The sequence below is a fragment of the Deltaproteobacteria bacterium genome (assembly GCA_026129095.1).
Taxonomy (GTDB): Bacteria; JAGRBM01; JAGRBM01; order JAGRBM01; family JAHCIT01; genus JAHCIT01.
In genome coordinates, this window is sequence record JAHCIT010000001.1 from 267,784 (window position 1) to 289,375 (window position 21,592).

Annotated in this window: 15 protein-coding genes, 1 tRNA gene and 1 riboswitch; of the genes, 8 read left to right on the plus strand and 8 right to left on the minus strand. The window is 59.2% G+C overall.

Annotation, left to right across the window (positions count from 1 at the left end):
- Window positions 1-2: 2 nt before the first annotated feature.
- From KIT79_01200 to KIT79_01220, 5 genes are all read right to left on the minus strand, one after another.
- Window positions 3-1,457, minus strand: coding sequence for an MBL fold metallo-hydrolase (locus KIT79_01200; protein ID MCW5827907.1), 1,455 nt, complete (start codon window positions 1,455-1,457; stop codon window positions 3-5).
- The gene (locus tag KIT79_01205) at window positions 1,423-2,241 is read right to left on the minus strand and encodes an MBL fold metallo-hydrolase (protein ID MCW5827908.1); all 819 of its coding nucleotides are present in this window, start codon (window positions 2,239-2,241) and stop codon (window positions 1,423-1,425) included. Before KIT79_01205 ends, KIT79_01200 begins: the two co-directional genes overlap by 35 nt.
- A 135-nt stretch (window positions 2,242-2,376) precedes the next feature.
- On the minus strand, window positions 2,377-3,741 hold the full coding sequence (gene thiC, locus KIT79_01210; GenBank protein ID MCW5827909.1) for a phosphomethylpyrimidine synthase ThiC: 1,365 nt from the start codon (window positions 3,739-3,741) through the stop codon (window positions 2,377-2,379).
- 82 nt (window positions 3,742-3,823) lie between these two features.
- Window positions 3,824-3,932: riboswitch (TPP riboswitch) on the minus strand.
- Between the two features lie 66 nt (window positions 3,933-3,998).
- Window positions 3,999-5,183 carry an NAD(P)/FAD-dependent oxidoreductase gene (locus KIT79_01215; protein MCW5827910.1) on the minus strand — a complete coding sequence of 395 codons (1,185 nt, stop codon included), beginning with the start codon at window positions 5,181-5,183 and terminating at the stop codon, window positions 3,999-4,001.
- A 4-nt stretch (window positions 5,184-5,187) separates the two neighbouring features.
- Window positions 5,188-6,156: a threonylcarbamoyl-AMP synthase gene (locus tag KIT79_01220; protein MCW5827911.1), complete on the minus strand. Its 969-nt coding sequence runs from the start codon at window positions 6,154-6,156 to the stop codon at window positions 5,188-5,190.
- A gap of 64 nt (window positions 6,157-6,220) precedes the next feature.
- On the opposite strand from KIT79_01220, the gene budA reads away from it, so the two are divergent.
- The 5 genes from budA to KIT79_01245 all read left to right on the plus strand — a co-directional run bounded on the left by budA (window position 6,221) and on the right by KIT79_01245 (window position 16,249).
- Window positions 6,221-6,985, plus strand: a complete 765-nt coding sequence (budA, locus tag KIT79_01225) for an acetolactate decarboxylase (GenBank protein MCW5827912.1) — start codon at window positions 6,221-6,223, stop codon at window positions 6,983-6,985.
- 101 nt (window positions 6,986-7,086) lie between these two features.
- On the plus strand, window positions 7,087-7,557 hold the full coding sequence (locus KIT79_01230) for a 6-carboxytetrahydropterin synthase (GenBank protein ID MCW5827913.1): 471 nt from the start codon (window positions 7,087-7,089) through the stop codon (window positions 7,555-7,557).
- A gap of 15 nt (window positions 7,558-7,572) precedes the next feature.
- Window positions 7,573-8,262 carry a 7-cyano-7-deazaguanine synthase QueC gene (queC, locus tag KIT79_01235; GenBank protein MCW5827914.1) on the plus strand — a complete coding sequence of 230 codons (690 nt, stop codon included), beginning with the start codon at window positions 7,573-7,575 and terminating at the stop codon, window positions 8,260-8,262.
- Between the two features lie 164 nt (window positions 8,263-8,426).
- Window positions 8,427-14,393: a hypothetical protein gene (locus KIT79_01240; GenBank protein ID MCW5827915.1), complete on the plus strand. Its 5,967-nt coding sequence runs from the start codon at window positions 8,427-8,429 to the stop codon at window positions 14,391-14,393.
- Window positions 14,390-16,249 (plus strand): hypothetical protein, encoded by a 1,860-nt coding sequence (locus KIT79_01245; protein MCW5827916.1) that lies wholly within the window; start codon window positions 14,390-14,392, stop codon window positions 16,247-16,249. Before KIT79_01240 ends, KIT79_01245 begins: the two co-directional genes overlap by 4 nt.
- Window positions 16,250-16,272: 23 nt before the next feature.
- On the opposite strand, the gene KIT79_01250 is transcribed toward KIT79_01245, so the two are convergent.
- The 3 genes from KIT79_01250 to rpsD all read right to left on the minus strand — a co-directional run bounded on the left by KIT79_01250 (window position 16,273) and on the right by rpsD (window position 17,622).
- Entirely contained in the window at window positions 16,273-16,746 is a 474-nt protein-coding gene (locus tag KIT79_01250; GenBank protein ID MCW5827917.1) for a VOC family protein, read from the minus strand.
- A gap of 66 nt (window positions 16,747-16,812) precedes the next feature.
- A tRNA-Arg gene (locus KIT79_01255) sits at window positions 16,813-16,889 on the minus strand.
- Window positions 16,890-17,010: 121 nt separating this feature from the next.
- Window positions 17,011-17,622, minus strand: coding sequence for a 30S ribosomal protein S4 (gene rpsD / locus KIT79_01260; GenBank protein MCW5827918.1), 612 nt, complete (start codon window positions 17,620-17,622; stop codon window positions 17,011-17,013).
- A 378-nt stretch (window positions 17,623-18,000) separates the two neighbouring features.
- Here rpsD and KIT79_01265 point away from each other — a divergent pair, with 378 nt between their 5' ends.
- From KIT79_01265 to KIT79_01275, 3 genes are all read left to right on the plus strand, one after another.
- A complete protein-coding gene (locus KIT79_01265) occupies window positions 18,001-18,669 on the plus strand; it encodes a pentapeptide repeat-containing protein (GenBank protein ID MCW5827919.1) in 669 nt (222 codons plus the stop codon).
- A gap of 166 nt (window positions 18,670-18,835) precedes the next feature.
- Window positions 18,836-20,386 carry an NAD(P)/FAD-dependent oxidoreductase gene (locus KIT79_01270; GenBank protein ID MCW5827920.1) on the plus strand — a complete coding sequence of 517 codons (1,551 nt, stop codon included), beginning with the start codon at window positions 18,836-18,838 and terminating at the stop codon, window positions 20,384-20,386.
- A gap of 258 nt (window positions 20,387-20,644) precedes the next feature.
- Complete coding sequence (locus KIT79_01275; GenBank protein ID MCW5827921.1) at window positions 20,645-21,439, plus strand: hypothetical protein; 795 nt, start codon at window positions 20,645-20,647, stop codon at window positions 21,437-21,439.
- Window positions 21,440-21,592 lie beyond the last annotated feature (153 nt).

Sequence of the window (21,592 nt, forward strand, 5' to 3'; positions counted from 1 at the left end):
TCCTACAGGGCCACTTCATCGTTCCGGCGGGCGATGACCGCTTCAATGCCGAGATCGGTCTTCAGTGCTTTTGAAAGTCCATTCAGTGCACTGGATTCCCCATGAACCAGGGCGACTGTTCGGGGAGTCTTGCCCAGTTCCTTTACATAACGGACCAGATCTCCCTGATCGCCGTGGCCGGAAAACACGTCGAGGTGGTCCAATTCAGCGCAGACCGGAACCTGTTCGCCGAAGATACGCAGCTCCTTCGCGCCATTGACCAGCGCCGACCCCCGTGTGCCCTGCGCCTGAAAACCGACAATCAGTATCTTGGTGGAAGGATCCGCCATCCGGTTTGCCAGATGATGCAGAATCCGGCCGCCCGAGACCATTCCGCTTCCGGCGATGATAATCGCGGGCCCCTTCACGTTGTTCAGTTCCTTGGAATCTCCGACCGTTTGCGTGATGTGAAGCGACTTCCAGCCTTTCACACCCTTGCCATGCCCGAGCATCCGGGCGATTTCAGCATTGTGTTCGTCCTCGTAGCGGGCATACAGGCGCGTCACGTCGCTGGCCATCGGAGAATCAATGTAAACCGGCGTGGGGGGAATGCGCCCGGTCAGTTCAAGTTCTTCGATGAGATACAGGAGATGCTGGGTCCGGCCAAGCGCGAAAGAGGGTATCAGGATCACCCGCTTGTTCTGGTGTGCATCCTGGATATGCCGCTCCAGCCAGTCACGAGGGTCTGTCTCCTCATGGTGACGGTCTCCATAGGTTGATTCGAGGCAAAGCAGATCGAGAGCATTGGAAAGCTCCACCCTGGCAGGCGGGTCCATGAACTTGAGGTCGTAACGGCCCAGATCGCCGGAGAAAAGCAGCCGCTTTGTGCCCCCAGGCGCATCAAATTCGATATACGCCTGTGCAGAACCGACAATGTGCCCGGCCGGATGAAACGTCACCCGGACGCCGGGAATTACTTCCTTCGGTTCCCCATATGGAACGCCCCGGAGGTACCGGATCACCGCTTCGGCATCACTCCGCGTGTAAAGCGGCAGCGCAGGCTGGTGGCGCGAATAGCCCCGGCGGTTTACGAAACGGGCCTCTTCCTCCTGCAGATAACCCGCATCGGGCAGCAGGATATCGCACAGGTCGACAGTCGCCGGGGTCGCATAAAAGAACCCCTTGTAACCGAGCAGATTGAGACGGGGGATAAACCCGGAATGATCGATATGGCTGTGGGTGACAATGACCGCCTTCAGTTCACGGACCGGGAAATCGAGTTTCGCCCAGTTCAGGTCCTTTATATCCCGCCCACCCTGGAAAAGCCCGCAGTCCACCAGCACCAGTCCCTTGTGTGTGTGGATCAGGAACTTCGATCCCGTGACGGTGCCGGCTCCACCCAGAAAACGGACTTTGGGAGCAAATGACATGGTGATCCTTTCGTTACTCGACCAGTTCCGGATACTGCGGAAGCTCACGGACCAGTTCCGGCTCGTGAGAGGGCCAGATATGAATCTCCGGAACACGGGCTGAAAGCTCCCGTATTTCAAGAATAGTCTGCCATGCCCGCTTGCGATCTTCGTCAGCCGACCGTCCGTATAGAACCCCCTTGGGCGCCGGGAGCCGGTAGTTGTCACGGATATACACGCCATCGCCCGCAAGGAGCGCCCGGCCCGACGCAAGATGTATCAGCGCACCCAGAGAGCCAGTGCAGTGTCCCGGCAGATCAACCAGATAGATACTTCCGTCGTTCATTAGATCCCATGTCGAGATAAACGGCCCCAATTTGGGTCCCTTCCCCAGCGGCGCCTCCCGCGTCCGTCCCCCTGGCAGATCGGCAGGGTTCAACCCCCGCAGATGCCGTCTCCAGCTCCGGGCAAGCCTGAATACACCGGGCCCTACCACGACGTCTGCATCCGGGAAGCGGTCAATATCTCCCGTGTGGTCGAAGTGATGGTGCGAATAAATGACGGTTCCGATATCCGCTGGATCCACGCCTGCGGCCTTCAGCCGGGAAGCGGCGTCTTCACCCCGTATCACCTCAGGCAGCATCCCCATCAGCTTTGCCACAGGTACAAGCGGAGCAAGTCTGGATCGCCCCGGTGCGGCGAGAAACGCCGGCAGGCCGAGATCGAACAGTATTTTTCGCGCAGGATGCTCGATCAGGAAGGCGAGCGACGGAATGCGAATGGTACCCGGCGGGCTGCCTTCGCACATGTACTGCCGTGCCACCGGTATAAATCCGGTAGAGATAATTCCCACGCGGACGGATGATTCTCCGGCAGGCGGCGGCCAGCCGTACCAGGGAACCGCAACTTCAGGGGATGACGTCACAGGCATCTCGCGACAGTATAACCGTGACGTCACCGAGGGGAAGAAGGTGCAGGTGTTTTGCCTTCACGCTCCCCTTGTCTGCGCCATTGCCTCGTCAGTGATCTTCTGGTTCCAGTTGGCGATCTCCTGGGAGATCTTCATGGAGCAGAACTTCGGACCGCACATGGAGCAGAACTCTGCTGTCTTGAACACTTCCTGCGGGAGCGTCTCGTCGTGCATCTCCCGGGCGCGTTCGGGATCAAGCGAGAGGCGGAACTGTTCCTTCCAGTCGAAAGTGTAGCGTGCCTTCGAAAGCGCATCGTCGCGATCCCGGGCTCCCTTGCGGTGCCGGGCAATGTCGGCGGCATGAGCAGCAATCTTGTAGGCGATAATTCCCTGACGCACATCCTCAAGGTCAGGCAGCCCCAGATGTTCCTTCGGAGTGACATAACAGAGCATGGCTGCGCCACTCCATCCGGCCAGCGCCGCGCCGATGGCGCTCGTGATATGGTCATAGCCGGGAGCAATATCGGTAACGAGCGGACCCAGCACGTAGAACGGCGCCTCATTGCAGACCTGCATCTGCCGCCTGATGTTCATGTCAATCTGGTCCATCGGCACATGGCCGGGACCTTCCACCATCACCTGCACGTCGCGCTCCCATGCCCGGCGTGTCAGTTCCCCCAGCGTATCCAGCTCGGCGAACTGCGCCCGGTCAGAGGCATCGGCGAGACAGCCTGGGCGGAGGCTGTCGCCGAGCGAGATCGAGACATCGTACTTTGCGCAGATATCGAGCACGCGATCGTAGTGTTCATAAAGCGGGTTCTGCTTGTGGTGATGAATCATCCACTGCGCCATGAGCGATCCGCCGCGGGAGACGATGCCCGTCAGCCGGTCCGCCACGAGCGGCAGGTGCTCCAGCAGAATGCCGCAGTGGAGCGTCATGTAGTCCACGCCCTGCCTTGCCTGGTGCTCGATGTTCTCAACCAGCAGGTCCGCCGTCAGGTCTTCTACCCGATCCACCTGCTCCATCGCCTGATAGATCGGCACGGTCCCGATAGGTACCGGCGAGTGACGAATGATGGCATCACGGATTGTATCGATGTTTTTTCCGGTGGAAAGATCCATCACCGTATCGGATCCAAGCCGGACGCACAGGCGGAGTTTTTCCAGCTCTTCCTCGATCCCGCTCGACACAGCCGAGTTTCCGATGTTCGCATTGATCTTGCACCGGGAACCGATGCCAATGCACATGGGCTCCAGGTTCACATGGTTGATATTGGCGGGGATAATCATGCGTCCGAGGGCTACCTCGGCCCGCACAAACTCAGGGGAGAGTTCCTCACGCATGGCAACATGGTGCATCTCCTCGGTAACGACACCCTGCCGTGCGTAGTGCATCTGCGTGACGTTTCCGCCCTTGCGGTTTTTGACCCATTCTGAACGCATGGCCGTAACTCCTCTGGTAGTAGATGATCCGGGGACTGTGCCTGCTGAAGCTGGGTAGAGAGTGTGGAACTGCCCGGCCGGGCTGGTCCGCGCTCCCGTTCCCTACGCCGGCATTATCCGGATCAGGTTCCTGGGGTGCCTCTCAGACCGCGCACTGGTTCCACCAGTCGCGGCCGCCCCCACGGGAAAGCATCAACAATCAAGCCTAGAAACCCCGCCTCCCAAGGGCAAATGCGGGAGCCGGATGGCGGGAAGAGCTAAACCACTTCCCCTGCCGCGTGGGCCGACGCCCAGGCCCAGTGAAAGTTGTAGCCCCCAAGCCAGCCCGTGACATCCACCACTTCTCCGATGAAATAGAGTCCCTTCACCCGGCGGGCCTCCATCGTCTTGGAAGACAGTTCCGCCGTCGAGACACCTCCAGCGGTCACTTCGGCCTTCGCGTGGCCTTCGGTTCCCGCTGGTTTCACGCTCCAAGCCTGAAAAGCGTCCTCTACAGCCTTCAGTTCCCGGTCCGGACTGTCAGCGAGCCGTTTCGAGGGAAGCTGATGCAGATCGAACCATCGGTCCACCAGCCGTTTCGGCAGCAGCATGGCCAATGCATTTCTTGCTTCGGTGCGGTTCCCCTTCAAGCGCTCTGCCTTCAGCCAGTCCAGAAGATCGAGTTCGGGCAACAGACGGATCTGCAACGCCTCGCCCGGCAGCCAGTAGCTCGATATCTGCAGGATGGCCGGGCCACTCAGCCCCTTGTGGGTAAAAAGAATCTGCTCGCGGAATGTTTTCCCGCAGCAGGAGACTTCCGCCGGAGCCGAGAGGCCGGTGAGGTCTCCGAACTTTTCCAGATCGTCCCGTGACCAGACGAACGGAACCAGCGCGGGGCGGGGCTCCACAACCGCAAGCCCGAACTGCCGGGCAATCCGGTAACCCAGATCCGATGCACCCAGTTTCTCAAAGGAAAGCCCGCCGGTGGCGACAACGAGTGATTCGCACGGAAATTCGCCGATACTCGCCAGCACCTTGAACCCGCCGCCTTCCCGCAGCGTGACAGCGCTGATCTTGGTCCTTACATGTACCGTCACACCGGCACGCTCACATTCCGCCAGAAGCAGCTCGCGAACCTCCCTCGCCGTGCCGTCGCAGAACAGTTGGCCGAGCTTCTTCTCGTGATAGGGGGTGCCATGCCGGCCAAGAAGTTCGATGAAATCCGAAGGGGTAAATCTCGCAAGTGCCGAACGGCTGAAATCGGGATTCTCCGACAGGAAATGCTCCGGCCTCACGTCCAGATTGGTAAAGTTGCACCGGCCGCCGCCGGAGATGAGTATCTTGCGGCCGGGTTCATCCATGTGTTCCAGAACAGCCACCCTGCGGCCCCGCCCACCCGCAACAGCCGCGCAGAATAGCCCCGCCGCCCCGCCGCCCAGAATCACCACATCCGGCTGGACCATTCTGTCAGCGCCCGCCTGCCGCCCGGCAAAGCCGGTCACGAACAGCGGCGTCGAGCCCGCTGTCCAGCGGTAACGTGACAACGGCCACATCAAAACCCTGCACATCCACTTCGCGCAGCCAGCTGTATAGCGTTCTTGCCCGGCCTTCCGGACTTTTTTCTACCGGCAGGAGAACCACACTTTCGGGAACCGGCTCCGGGCCCGCACCAAGCCATGCACAGACTCTCTGACCCTGAAGGAGATGTGCTTCTGCCACTTCCTGTGCCTTGCCTCGCCCGGCGATCACGATTCTCGCCCGTGGCGCGTAATGAGACTCCAGCATTCCTGGGGCGCGGACCTGGGACTTTTCGTTCCCGGTCTTTACCGGACTGCCGAGTTCCCGCTCGATGTCCGTTGCCGCAATACCGCCGGGCCTCAGGATTATGGGAACATCGGAAGACAGATCGACAATCGTGGATTCAATGCCAACTGCACACGGTCCGCCATCCAGCACGAAATCCACTTCCATCCCAAGGTCTGCCCGAACATGTGCTGCCGTTGTGGGGCTTACCTTCCCAAAACGGTTCGCTGACGGCGCGGCGATACCACTTCCAAAAGCATCCAGAAGCATCAGCGCGGCCGGGTGCGCTGGAATACGTATCGCGACGGTCTCCTGACCACCGGTTATCTCCAGCGAGATGCGAGGATGGCGCTTCAGTACCAAGGTGAGTGGCCCCGGCCAGAACCGGCGTGCCAGTCTTTCAGCAGCCTCAGGAACCTTTAAAGCCCAATCTTCAAGCTTTGTGCTGCTGCCAATATGCACGATGAGGGGATGATCCGCAGGCCGGCCTTTCACGGCAAACACCTTGCGAATGGCGGCAGGATTCAACGCATCAGCACCCAGGCCATATACCGTCTCCGTCGGAAAGGCCACCAGCCCGCCTCCCTTCAGGACGGAAACCGCACGGGCAATATCGGTGGCAGATGGGGTCATGGCTCCTGCCGCCATAGAGCGACCCGCACCTCCGGTGCAAACCGTCTGTGCTAGGGTTGTCACCATGAAACGGCCCCTTTTGCTGTTAGTCTTTCTGCTTGCAGGGTGTGCCTCCCATCCGGGAATAACTGCCAAAAATCCCGCCGGATGCATCTCGGATGAAATCGTCCAGATTGGCACCTTTGGAGCTCTTCTGGCCGGCGCACTGGAGGGAACGGTCTCCTACGGCGAAATCCGTCAGTTTGGCAATTTCGGAGTCGGCACGTTCAACGGGCTTGACGGCGAAATGCTCGCCGACCGGGGACATTTCGTCCAGATACGGGCTGATGGCCGGGCCTATCCCGTCGCCGATTCGCAACGAACTCCATTCGCCACGGTCAAATGCTTCCAACCGGACCTGACGGCAGAACTGGGAGCGCAGCCGGACTGGCAGGAGTTCCAGAAAGCGCTTGATGCACTGATCCCGGCTCCAAACCTCCCGGTGGCTGTCAGGATCCGGGGCCGGTTCCGGTATGTGAAAGCCCGCAGTGTCGCCAGAAAACTGAAGCCCTATCCGCCGCTTACCGAAATCATCCGAACCCAGCCTGAATTCGAACATCGGGACGCAGAAGGCCTTATGGCCGGATTCTGGTTCCCTTCTTATCTCTCCGGAATCAACCTTCCCGGCTGGCACCTGCATTTTCTCAATTCGGAAGAAGCGGAAGGCGGGCATGTGCTCGAAGCGGTCCCGCTGGCCGTTACCGTAGAGATCGACACTGCCTCCGGCCTGCGTGTTCTTTTTCCTTCCAGCGGCGAATTCCACGAGGTGATCCTGGGGGAAGAGAGATAGCCGGACACCGTTTGACCCCTGCCTTGCCCCCGGTCTATCGCAGCATCCTGAGCAGCGGGCTTCATGGTGGGGCCTGCGTGCCGAAGTCATTAAGGATACATATGGCCCATTTCTATGCCCCAGTCCGGTTCAAGGCCGACCATGTCCTCGAATTTCGCCCCACGCGGCATACGCACGAATGGGAAGTGACGTTCGTCTTCAAGGGGCCGATCAATGAAACCAACGGTGTCATCATTAACCTGCTGGAAGTGAAACAGGCACTCGACCCCCTGGTCCGCCGGATCGAAGGGACATTCCTGAACGGCCACGCGGAACTGCTCGCCGCCCCTCCGCCGATCTGTGTGGCTGCCGAGATACCCACCTGCGAGAATCTGGCCCGGTTTTTCTACTGGTATATGGTGGCAGGCGACCATGATCTCGTGTTTCCCGATCGCGTGGTACTGGAACAGGTTCGGGTCCAGCTTGAAGAACTGGGCCGGCCAGCCAATGGCGAGAGGGGCTACGCTATCGTGGACGTATCGGATTTCCTGCCGGAACTTCTTCGCCGCCGCCATCTCCAGGTGGCCCGATAGGTTCATTTTCCTGTCGTGAAACCGAAAGCCGTCGTGCTGCTCTCCGGGGGGCTCGATTCGGCCACCGTACTCGCTATCGCAAGGGCCAATGGATTTGATCCGGTCGCTCTGACCATCCGTTACGGCCAACGGCATGAGCACGAAATCGAAGCCGCCCGCCGCGTCGCCGCCGCCCAGGGAATCTCCCGGCACGAACTGGTGGAATTCGATCTAAGGCCATTCGGCGGTTCTGCACTCACTGACCGGTCGATAGAAGTTCCCAAAGGGCGCGTGACCAGCGGCATGGCTTCCGAGATTCCCGTTACCTACGTCCCGGCACGCAATACCATCTTCCTGTCATTTGCGTTGGGGCTTGCTGAAGCGTCTGGGGCCCGGGATATCTATGCCGGGATGAACGCCGTTGACTACTCCGGCTACCCCGACTGCCGACCCGAATTCGTCGAGGAGTTCGAAAGGCTGGCGAACCTGGCCACCCGCGCTGGCGTACAGGGGGAGCGCTTCCACGTGCATGCGCCGCTTATCCGGCTCCATAAGCATGAGATCATCCGGCACGGGCTGGAACTGGGGGTTGATTATTCATTAACCCATTCCTGCTATGACCCCAATTCCGAAGGGGCAGCCTGCGGGCGGTGCGATTCCTGCCTGCTCCGTCTGGAGGGATTCCGCCAAGCGGGAGTTCCCGACCCGGTTCGATACGTCCGGTAGCTGTTACTCCGTCCGCTGTTTCACATCGCCACAAAGACGCGGCGCATTAATTAAGTCAGAACTGGCGAAAGACACCGCGATTTCCGTGCTTTGGGCACTATCCCAACTGTTCAATTCCACTTAGAATAATCGCTGATAGAGATAATTGTGTCGTGAAGTTCCGGGTGAGCACAGAATTTCTGGCGGGTGTGGCGCTGCTTGTCATAGCTACCGCCCCCTATGTTGTCTCGCAGATCATCGAGCCAGAAGATTTTGACGGCGACACGATCAGTGACATCGAGGAAGGCCGTTATCTCCCCGGCGGGCCACGGGACACGGATGGCGACGGGATTCCCGATTACGCCGATCTCGATTCTGACAATGATACCATTGCCGACATCATCGAGGCCGGTCGTTCAGACATCAACCTGCCTCCGGTAAATACCGATCTACTTCCGCAGTTCAACGACAATCTGCCCGACTACATCGATATCGATTCGGACAACGACAGCATCCATGACGCGGATGAAGCCTGGCCGCAAGGAACGCTACCGCCTGCCCTTGAAGACCAGCACTCGGCTTCCCAGCTTGCTGACAGCGAACGAAACCCGCTGGTTCCCAACGACATCACGCCATATCCGGACGGAATCCCGGACGTCCACGACCTGGATTCCGATGGCGACGGGATTCCCGACTACGTCGAGGCCGGCCTCGACATCAACCCCTTCACACTGCCGGTTGATACTGATGACGATGGCATCCCGGACTTCCGGGATCTCGATTCCAATGGGGACGGTATCCCCGATATCCTGGCCTGGGACAGCGACGGAGATGGAATTCCGAACTATGCGGACTCCGACCCGAAAGACGGCCCCCTTGGAGACTGGGATGATGACAGTATTACCAACGCCGAGGAGGGGGCGATCCATATCCGGAGCCCGTCCGGGATATGGGTGCTCCAGCCGGGCGGCAGGGATACTGATGGAGACGGAACGCCCGACTACAGGGATTCTGACTCCGATAATGATGGCCTTTCAGACAAGATCGAAAAAGGATCGGTTGGCCTCCTGACCGTACCCAGACGCAGCCGCGGGCTCCCCTGGCCGCACGACTACCTCATACCGGATCTGGATGATGACGGAGCAATGGACGGTCTCGACGCCGGCCCCAGCCAGGCCGGACCGGAGTTTTTCACTGAGGGACAGGGCCGTTTTGACAGGGACTGGGACAATGACGGGATATCGGATGGAGAGGAAGGGCTGGGTGATTTTAATGGCAACAACACCCCAGACTGGATGGAGTCAGGCGCTTCCCTCATCTGGGACTCCGATGGCGACGGCCGGTGGGCCTGGGATGATGCGGATTCCGACGGCGACGGCATCCCTGATTCGGTCGAAGCAGGACTGACCATCCCTCTCCCGCATGGCCCGGGCGATATCAGAGGCACCATTCTGGCAGCCGGCAATTTCATAGCAGATGCCTGTCCGCCCACGTTTGCCGATCCCTACAACTTCACCAATCCATACAAGCGCGACACTGATGGCGGCGGGATCCCCGACGGTCTGGAAGACCTGAATGGCAACGGCTGCTATGAACCGTGGCTGGGCGAAACCGATCCGAACGATCCGACCGACGACGCATCCTTTAACGATCCGGACAACGACGGCCTCGACACTTCGATCGAAATCGGACTTGGCCTCGATCCGTTTGACAGCGACACGGACGATGACGGTTTTACAGATGGGGAAGAAAACGGTCTGGATACGGTCGGTGTCCTCCTCCGGAACGGGAGCTCGGTATCCCAGGCGGGTTGGGGTCCACAGTTCGCCGATATCGACCACGACGGAATTATCAATGGAAAGGACCTGGATGCGGACGGCGACGGCATCCCCGATTCTCTGGAAGGCTGCTTTACCCTGGAGCACTTTGCAGCCAATCCCGGCAAATATTACGGCCCCGACGGCATCCCTGATACCGGACCCGGCCAAGGCGGAACCTGGTTCCTCGGTAACCCGGATTTTCATTTTGCACCGCCCAACTGCACGCGAACCCATTTCCTGAAAGCGGATACGGATGGCGGCGGCATCAGCGATGGGCTCGAAGACAAGAACCGGGACGGAGTGATCAACGACGGGGAAACCGATCCACTCAACCGGTTTGATGACCTGGTGATCGATCAGGATGGCGATGGACTCTCGGCCCAACTGGAACTGCAACTGGGGACTTCCGATACCGATCTCGATTCCGACGATGACGGGATATCCGATGCCGATGAATACCGTATTTTCCTGACCAATCCTGCACACCCGGATACCGATGGCGACGGAATTTATGACGGCACCGAACTCGGCCTGACACTGGCGAACATCATTCCGGCACAGGGTGAAATCGGCGGCACCGACATCTCCCGCGGGTTCTTTATTCCTGATGCTGACCCCACAACCGTCACAAATCCACTGAATTCGGATACGGACGGCGGCGGGATCCCTGATGGATCAGAGGACTTCAATCGCAACGGACTTTATGAGCCCCATCTGGGAGAGACCGACCCAAACAATCCATTCGACGATGGTACCGCGCTCGATTGCGATGGAGACGGACTGCCGGATGCAGGCGAAATAATCGTCGGCTTGAACGCCGGACTGACGCTGGCCCAGGCGGAGGCCCTCGCGTTCGATGCCGACAGCGATGATGACGGCCTGATTGACAGCTTGGAATCGTTTCAGGATACCGATGGCGATGGAAACATCGGCATTCTGGATCCGGATTCCGATGATGATGGCATAAATGATGGTGTGGAGCGGGGTGTCACTGGTCCGGTACCTCCGGTGTTGTCGCTTTCGCCCGGATGCCCCGGAGTGCTCAGTGACTACAAAGGAACCAATACTCTTTCTGCCAACTTCAAGATTGACGAAGATCCTTTAACCGTCACCAATATGCTCAACCCCGACACGGACGGTGGTGGAAAGCCTGACGGGAATGAGGATTTCAACCGGAATGGCAAGGTCGATTTCGGCGAGACTGATCCGCTCAATCCCGCCGACGATGGTCCTGGTCCCAATGACGTCGATGGCGACGGACTGTCAGATAACCTGGAGTATCTGCTGTATTTCACCAATCCGCTGGATGCGGATACCGACGACGACGGGATAGGTGACGGGCGGGAAGTCTATGTTACCCTGACCAGTCCTATTAATCCGGATACTGATTCAGACGGTATCCTTGACGGCACGGAGTTGGGATTGACCGTACCGGATTTCCCGGCACACACCAGCATGGCCATATTCGTCCCGGATGCTGATCCTTCCACAGTCACAGACCCCAAGAGCCGCGATACCGATGAGGGGGGGCGGCCTGATGGGCAGGAGGACATCAATCGCAACGGCCGGTGGGATCCAGGGGAGACCAACCCTCTCGATCCGTCTGACGACAACGACCCGATAGAAGACCCCGCCGCCGACAGTGACGGGGACGGACTGGCCGATTTTATCGAGATCGCGCTGGGGCTCGACCCCAATGACACAGATACGGACGACGACGGCCTGCTTGATGGCGAGGAAAATGGCGGACTCAGCGTTACCGTTTATCTCCGGAATGGTACGCCCGTCACCGTCAATTCGTTCCAGGTCGGGCGGGATGTCGATATCGATGGGATCATCAACGGCAAGGACCTGGATTCCGATGGCGACGGGATCCGGGATTCGGTCGAGGCCTGTATCAGTCTTGAGGAACTCCTTTCGGACCCAGCCCGCTACGACGGCAAGGACGGCATTCGCGATACCGGTCCCGGCCAGGATGGGACCTGGTGGGACGGGAATCCGGATTTTGTTTTCGCTCCAGAGGATTGCACCAACACCCATTTTCTCCGGGCGGATACCGACGGCGGTGGCATCAGTGATGGACTCGAAGACAGCTCCCACGACGGCGTCTGGGATGAGGGCGAAACCGACCCCCTAGACCCTGCTGACGACACCATCTTTGGCGGTGGCGTGGACAACGATGGGGACGGCTTAACTGCCACACAAGAGGCCCTGATCGGCACCAGCGACAACGACATCGATTCGGATGATGACGGCATTTCCGACGGCGCCGAGGTGCTGATCTACCTGACCAATCCACTGTCGCCGGATACCGACGGCGACGGCATTTTCGACGGAACCGAGGTCGGCGTTACGGCACCGTTCCCATCCGTGGATGGCATACTGGGGACCGACATTTCACGCGGCTTCTTTGTTCCCGACGAGGATCCAGACACCACTACCGATCCCCGGAACCGGGACACCGATGGCGGCGGCCGTGCGGACGGTGCAGAAGATTTCAACCGGAACGGAAAGATTGACGATGGAGAAACCGATCCGAACAATCCTGCAGATGATGCCCTTCTGGCTGATTGCGATGGAGACGGCCTGCCGGATATTTTTGAAGAACAGCTCATTGTCACCATTGCGGCAACATACGGCATTGATCCGGCAACACTCGTAACCCTTCCACTGGATGCGGATTTCGATGATGACGGCATTCCGGACGGGCTCGAAAGTTTCCTTGATACGGACGGAGACGGATTGCCCGGCGTACTGGATCCCGATTCGGACAACGACGGGCTTCCGGACGGACTGGAATCCGGGGTGATTTTTGGCGTTGCCCCACCTTCGCCGGTCCCCTTCGGCTGTGCGCCAGCGGCCGGGACCAACACACTTTCTCCCAATTTTATCCCGGATATGGACCCGCTGACCAAAACTGACCGGCTGGTTGCTGATACCGATGGCGGCGGCGTGGTGGATGGCGCCGAGGACACCAACCGGAACGGGCGAGTGGATTTTGGGGAAACAGATCCTCTGAACCCACTGGATGATTTCGGTCAGGGGGATAGTGACGGAGACGGCCTGTCGGACGCATACGAGCTGGCGCACGGACTGAATCCCTTCGATGCTGATACTGACGACGACGGGATTTCAGACGGCCGGGAGGTGTTGATCCTGAATACCAATCCGGCCAACCGAGACACCGATGCCGATGGAATCCAGGACGGCACCGAACGTGGCCTTACGGTTCCGGATTTTCCCGGCGACACGAACATGGCCATATTCGTTCCCGATGCCGATCCTTCGACCCGGACCAGCGCACGTAATCCGGATACGGATGGTGGCGGACTGTCCGATGGCCTTGAGGACCTGAACCGGAATGGGCGGCTCGATATTTTCGAGACCGACCCGCTTGACCCGCTTGATGATGGCCCCGGCGGCAACCCCAATGCTGACCGCGATGGGGATGGCCTTACGCTGGCCCAGGAGCAGACACTGGGAACCAGCGATTTCGATCGCGACAGCGATGACGACGGCATTTCCGATGGCGATGAGGTGAATATCTACGGAACCAATCCGCTGTTGTGGGATTCCGACAGTGACGGCCTTTTCGACGGAACTGAAGTAGGTATCGTCACGCCAATTGCCGCAACGGCACAATATCTGGGTACCAATCTGATTACGGGACACTTCCGCGCTGATCTGGACCCACTGACAGTTACCGATCCACTGAATCCGGATACCGATGGCGGAGGCCGGCCCGATGGGCTCGAAGACATCAACCGCAATGGCCGCATCGACGTTGGCGAAACCGACCCCAATAACCCCGCCGATGATAACATCATAGTGATAGATCCCTCACAGGACAGCGATGGAGACGGAATCCCGGATGCCATCGAAGTCCAGTTCCGGACGAACTATCTCAGTCCCGATTCGGACAATGATGGCATCAACGACTATATCGAGGTGGGCGCACCGGCGACGATCATTCAAGGCAATCCGCTGTACCTGAAGCCCCCTGATACCGATGGCGATGGCATAATTGATGCTTTAGACCGGGATTCTGATAATGATGGGCTATTGGACGGCGAGGAAGATCGAAACGGAAACGGTGTCGTCGATCCGGGTGAAACCGACCGGCTGAACCCTGACACCGATCGTGGCGGCGTCAGCGATGGCCAGGAAATCCGTGCAGGCACCGATCCCCTGAACCCCCGGGACGACGGTGTGCGATTACGGTCAGGCTGCACAGGCGGCTCGACTGATTACGCCCTCATCCTGTTCCTGCTCTCCATCCCGCTTGCGAGTATGATCCGCAAACGCCGCACGGGAGGCCCGGCCGCCGCTTGAACACGCTGTACATGCGGTCCCGGCTCGGATCGCTTCTAACGTTTGCCCTGTTACTGGTATCCCTGAACGGAACGGCCCAACCGGCCGGCCCATCCGGTGATGCGGCCATCACGCGGCCCAGTGCCTCGACTCACGGTCTCCTGGAACTTTCCGGTCCAAAACCTCTGGAACCGTGGGAATTCAATGCCACATTATTCTTTAATCACGCCGGAAGGCCCTCGACCGAATTCCAGAATGCCGCCGGTACGCAGACCTTCCGTTACCTGGAAAGTCTCTCGACCACCCACTTTGGAGCGGCGGCCGGCCTCCCCTTTCACCTGTCGGCTGATATCACGTTTCCATACCATTTCAGCTCCAAGGGAGAGGATATCAACGGAGCCGCTCTTTCCGGCGGCACCCCCGGCGACATGCGGATCGGCATAAGCTGGGGAGCACAGCCTCCCGGCGAATACGAGTGGCCGGTCATGCTCCGGGCGATGGTGAGCCTCCCCACCGGAGACTCCAGCCGACTTCTGGGTGAAAAGCTGATGTTTTTTGAACCTCAGGTCATTACAGGCGGCAGCTCACGCCGCCTATGGTGGACGGCCCAAGCCGGCCTGAGGCTTCGCAAGACAAACCGCATTGGTGATTTCGAAAACGGCCAGCAGGTTACATGGGGCATAGGTGCCTATACACCCGTATACCGAATCCCCTTGGATCTTGGAGCCGAATGGACCGGCGCAGCCAATTTGTCCGGAACAACCGGGGCCAGTGGGATCACCAGCGTCGCCCGGGTACAGGCAGTTTACTGGGCCACTCTCGCTTCTTCCGTACTTGTTTATTTCGGTGGTGACCCGGGACTGAAAGGTTTTGGAGCTCCCAAATACGAGTTCGGCGCAGGTATCCGGTGGAGTTCAAACCCCCGATGGCGGGACCGGGACGGTGATGGTTTCGATGATTTCCGGGACCAGTGTCCGGACAAGGCAGAGGACTTTGACGGGTTCGAGGATCACGACGGGTGCCCGGAGCCGGACAACGACGGCGACCGGATTCCCGACACAATCGACAAATGTCCCAATGAGCCAGAGGACTATGACGGATGGGAGGATGAAGATGGGTGTCCGGACCCGGACAACGACGGCGACGGGATTCTTGATGCCGACGACAAATGCCCCAACGACCCGGAAGATTTCGACGGCTTCCAGGATGAAGATGGTTGCCCCGATTGGGACAATGATGGCGATGGCATCCTTGATGTGGATGACAAATGCCCCAATGAACCCGAGGACCGCGACGGCTTTGAAGACAAGGATGGCTGTCCCGATCCCGATAATGACGGCGACGGGATTCCAGACGTGGACGATCTGTGTCCTGACGAACCCGAAGATTTCAACCGGTTTGAGGACCACGATGGGTGTCCGGAAGGCGGCAAACCATATAAGCCGAAACCTAAACCCCGTCCGCCGGTGACGTTCTTTGGCGACGAAGACGAAACACCTGCATCCCGGCGGCCGGGATCTCCTGCACCTGTTTTTGGCACCAAACTGGTTGACTCACCCTATCAGTTTGCGCCTGGCTCGGCGGAACTGAACCGGGGCATGCGTGAACTGATGGAAGATCTCATCATTCTGCTCAAGAGCAATGCCGAGCTGGTCCTGATCGTCGAGGTCTATGCCGACCCGGTCACGCCAGTGAAAGAACGTGAAACGCTTGTCCGGCGGCGCCGGGATTCGGTTCGTGACTACCTGCTTTTCGACCGGGGAGCGGATCCCAAGCGGGTCGAAATCGTGGAGATCGCCCAGCCCCAGCTCAAGGGTGCCTCTCCCACTGGCGAGGTCCGCAATATCCAGATGTACGTAAGCCTCAGCAAGCCATAGTTTGCATGGCCCAATCGCACCGTTCAGCCGACTAGGTTGTCGAATGCATCAATCACTTCGCGGGGAGCCTGGACAAGTTCGATCAGTACGCCCTCGCCACAGAGAGGCTGCTCTACGCTTCCCTTCGGATGAATAAAGCAGACGTCGAAACCGGCCGCGCCTTTGCGTATGCCTCCCGGCGTGAAGCGCATTCCCTGTCCTGAAAGCCATTCGACCGCCTTCGGCAGGTCATCCACCCAGAGGCCAATATGGTTGAGGGCGGGATCATGGACCGCAGGTTTTTTCATGGGATCCACCGGCTGCATCAGATCCACTTCGACCTTGAACGGACCACGTCCGGCGACGGTAATATCCTCGTCGACATTTTCCTTTTCGCTGCGATAGGTCCCCGTAACCGGGAGCCCCAGCGTATCAACCCAGAGTTTTTTCAGCCGGGCCTTGTCTGTTCCACCAACAGCGATCTGCTGCAACCCCAGAATCCGGAATGGACGTTCCATGATTACGACTACCTCATTCATGGGAATACCGGCCAACTACTAGCCGAGACTGTTGTTAAATTTTAGTGGCGGGCCCGGAGGGACTCGAACCCCCGGCCTTCTGGTTCGAAGCCAGACGCTCTATCCAGCTGAGCTACGGGCCCGGAAAACACCGGCGAGTTGTAGCACGCTGGCCGCTTCCGGCAGAAATCACCCGCCAAACGGACCGGCCCCGTCCATCGGGACAGGGCCGGTAGCACGATCATTCCCTCGACGGGGAATGGCTCAGCGCGAATAAAGCTCGACGATCATATGCTCCTGAACGGGAAGCGGGATGTCTTCGCGGCGCGGCACGGCAACCAGCGAACCGCCCGGCAGCCCCTGATCAAATGCATAGTAGGCAGGCGGAGCACCGGCGTGGTTTTCCACTGTCTGCTTGACGAACTCCTTGGCCTTGGACTTGTCCTTTACCGTCACCTTGTCGCCGGGTTTCAAGGTGAAGTTGGGCTTGTCCACCTTCTTGCCGTTCACGAGCACATGGCCGTGCAGCACAAGCTGGCGCGCAGCCGACAGGGTCGGCGCCAGATAGAGACGGTACACGGCCACATCAAGACGGCGTTCCAGAAGGGCCAGCAGGTTTTCGCCCGTGTTCCCCTTCAGGTGACTCGCCTTGATATAGGTATTGAAAAACTGGGCTTCGCGAAGGCCGTAGTAGGCCCGAAGCTTCTGCTTCTCACGAAGCTGGAGACCGAAGTTGGAAGTCTTGCGGCGCTGCATCCTGGGCCCGTGCTGCCCCGGTGCATAGGCACGGCGCAGTGACGGACACTTGGGGCTTCCCCAGATGCAGCTTCCGAGCGTACGGCACAGACGGTGCCGCCCGGTGGCGTTCTTGGACATCGTTCAAACACTCCCTTGCGCGTTGGTGAACACCGCCGGATATCGCCTTCTTCGGACAGAAGCCGCTTCCGGGGCGGGCGGCCCCGCTTATTTTCTGCAGAATCCATCTGCCGATTGGGCCGCCGGAAGTTATGTCGGGCGCGACCATAGACAGTCGGGGGAAGGGAGTAAAGGTATCCTCACCAAATCTCATTTTGGACTGTCTCAATTTGAGAATCTATCCCTATTTCTCATTTTGGGACACACTACCACACCCGCTAAAACCAGCTAACTATTTGAAATTAAAACATAAATACCGGTTTATTCGTCTGGCACACCCCATGCGTTAGCACCACAGAACCGGAGGGCGTCCCCGCTCCGGCAGAGGGAAAGACAACCATGACACTCAGCCGCCACAAAATGAAAGCGATCTTCGGACTTACGATAGGGCTCGTCCTCGCCACTGGATGCGCCCGCCCCGTACCCCGGAGCATGGTGTCCGGCACCTGGCTGCCGCCCGCTCAGGGCCGCGAGGACTCCCGCGCCCGGGCTGCTGCCGACGAAGCAATCGCCCGAAACCTGCCCGGCATCAACCTCTCGCGCCAGACGGTTGTTGCCGGCACCTGGCCGCAGGCCAAGGCCGTGCTCGGTGAGTTCACCTTCGCCAATATCCCAATGTCGACCTTCGACGAATCGACTCTCGTTCAGGCCCGGTTTGTCCGGACCGATTTACGGCAAAGCTCCTTTCAGAGCGCCGACCTGCGCTGGGCAAACTTTGCCCGCGCCGAACTTGAACTCGTCCGTTTCGACAACGCCAATCTCGCCAAGGCGACCCTGCGCGGAGCAAACCTCCGCCGGGCCGTGCTCTCCGGAGCTGACCTTCGGGGCGCGGATCTCCGCGGAGCTGATCTCACGGGCGCCATCCTCACCGGCACGAACCTTGGCCGGGCGGATCTTACGGGCGCCATCCTCACCGGTGCGGTGCTCCAGGACGTGAACATGTCCGGCGCCAAGATCGGTGCCCGCACGGTGGGCGAACACACAGTAATTACGACCGCGTCCCGCTAAGGACGCAACAGGTCGGTGGGCAATGGGTGGCTCCCCGCTTCCGTGAGGAAGCGGGGAGTTTTTTTGAGCCCAGCCAGAGATCAACTTTTTCTTGCCAAAATGACACGCGTGTCAGTAATCTGGACGGCGCCTGTACTCGCGGGCGTGACGATGGAGGGTTTGCGTCATGGCGGAATCAAAACGAACAAAGACGGCGGGCCGGGGCCTGGAGACTCCCCCCAGCGATATCCCGTTCCCGTCGGTAGCGATCATCGGGTCCGGGTTCGGCGGCCTGTGCATGGCGATCAAGCTGAAAGAGGCGGGCTTTCAGGCCATCACGATCTTCGAGAAGGCGGACCGGGTAGGCGGCACCTGGCGGGACAACAGTTATCCCGGCGCGGCGTGTGATGTGCCATCGCATCTTTACTCGTTCTCGTTTGAACCGAAGTCCGACTGGTCGCGGGCGTTCCCCGAACAATCCGAAATCCTCGGCTACATCGACCACGTTGCGGACAAATACAACTTGCGGCCGCATATCCGGTTCCGGACAGAAGTTACCGCCGCCGAGTTTGATGAAGCCAAGGGCCTCTGGCGGATCGAGACCATCACAGGTAGCTCCGAAAACAATGGCTCCAGGGGCCGTCATGAAACCCACTTTGCCCATGTGCTCGTGTCTGCCTGCGGACAGCTCAACCGGCCGGCCTATCCGGATATTCCGGGACTCGACCGGTTCGAGGGTGTGCAGTTCCACTCGGCCCGCTGGAACCATCAACACAGTCTGAAAGGGCGCAAGGTGGCGGTGATCGGTACGGGTGCGAGCGCGATACAGTTCGTTCCGCCAGTGGCAGAGCAGGCAGGCCAGCTCCATGTCTTCCAGCGCACGCCGACATGGATCCTGCCCAAACCCGACCGGCCGTACATGAACTACGAAAAGCGGCGGTTCCGCAAGTTCCCTGCCTGGCGCGAGACCTACCGCAACTGGCTTTACTGGAGTCTGGAGGCGCGATTTGCGGCGTTGAATCAGGGAAGCGTGCTGGGCGAGATGGTCAAGCGTGCCGCCCTTGAACACCTGGATTCACAGGTAAAATGGCCGCTCCTCAAGAAAGCCCTGACCCCTGATTACGAACTTGGATGCAAGCGCATTCTCATCTCCAATGACTACTACCCGGCAATCCAGCGGCCGAATGTGGCGCTGATCACCACGCCGGTCGAACGGTTTACGAAAAACTCTGTTGTGGACCGGGATGGCCGGTCGTACGATGTAGACACGGTCATTTTCGGCACCGGTTTCGAGACCACCGGATTTCTCGCCCCGATACGGATCACCGGTCTTGGGGGCCAAAGTCTGAAGGAAGCCTGGAAAGACGGCGCAGAGGCTTTTCTGGGCGTCACGGTGGCGGGATTTCCCAACCTTTTCATGCTTTACGGGCCGAATACGAATCTGGGCCACAACTCGATCCTGTTCATGATCGAGTGCCAGGTTCACTACGCCATCCAGTGCATCCGGCGGCTCGTGGACCGGCGGCTCAAATACCTGCATCCCGATCCGGACCGGCAACGCGAATACAACGAATGGGTACAGGCTGAACTGAAAAAGCGCGTCTGGGCGACCGGTTGCCACAGCTGGTACGTGAATGAAAAGGGTAAAAACACAAACAACTGGCCCACCTACACCGTTTCTTACTGGCGCAAGACCCGCCAGGTGGATTTCTCGGCCTATCGAAGCGAAGCGCGGTAGTCATATTTCCTGAAACTGCTCTATTTACAGCCAGTTAAGAACAGTTAATCCTTTTCTTTCTTTGCCCGGTTTGGCTGGCAACCGCAGTCTCGATATGTATACTGTATACAGTTCTGGATAAGCACAGGCTGACTGTCCTGAAGCATCCGAACTGACGGCCCGGTCCTTGGCAATGGCGGCAGAAATCGTCTAGTTGACCAGCGGCTTGGCCGACCTCAAAAACTGCAAGGCCCCTCTTATAAAGGAGAGATGGAAACCATGAGTTACAAACCCTCACGCCGACAGTTCATGGGCCACACCGTGGCTGCTACCGCTGGCACTTTCGTGCTGATCGAGATCGCCCACCCCAACCTCAGCTGGGGACAGGAAGGCAAATACAAGGCCGGCAAGGTGAACAATCCGGCCACGGTCGCTGGCGCGGTAACCTTCAAGGGCACGGCTCCGAAGGCGATCATGCGCGCGGTCACCGACAGCTTCGAAGTGGCGGGCAAGGAACCCCGCCAGTGGGAAGGCCTGAACCTCGGCGCGGGCAACACCGTCAAGGATGCCGTCGTGATGATCAACAAGATCCCCGAGGGCAAGGCGTTCAGCGAAGGCAAGCATGTGACCTGGGTTGAAAAGGCCGATATTCACCCGCGCTCGGAAGGCTTTGGTCTCTCCGGCCCCACGTCCGTCGATGTGGAAAACAGGGATCCGATCTTCCACTCGTGGATTCTCATGCTGGGCCGCCGGCAGGTGGCCAACGTCCCGCACCCGAACAAGGACGTGAAGCAGATCAAGATCGACAAACCCGGCCTGTATGAAATGCGCTGTGGTCCACATCCCTGGGAGCGCGCTTTCCGTATGGTTGTACCGCACCCCTACTATGCCAACACCAGCAAGGACGGAAAGTTCGAGATCAAGGACGTTCCGGCTGGCTCCTACGAAGCGGTGGCCTGGGCCGAGGGGTTCAATCCCAAGAAGATCCCGATTACGGTGACGGCTGGCAGCACCTCCTTTAACGTGGAGTTCACCGACGCGGATATCACCGAGGACCTGAAGAAGGGCGGCTGATTCCAGCCCGTTTTCCGGCTAGACCTGTGATCAGGAACCACCCCGTCTCTTGGCTGAGTCGGGGCGGTTCCGTTTTTTTGGCGGCCCCTATTTTCCTGTAGACAAGGCTACCCCGGCTTTGGTAGCAAGTGTGCCATGCAAACACTTGTCTCT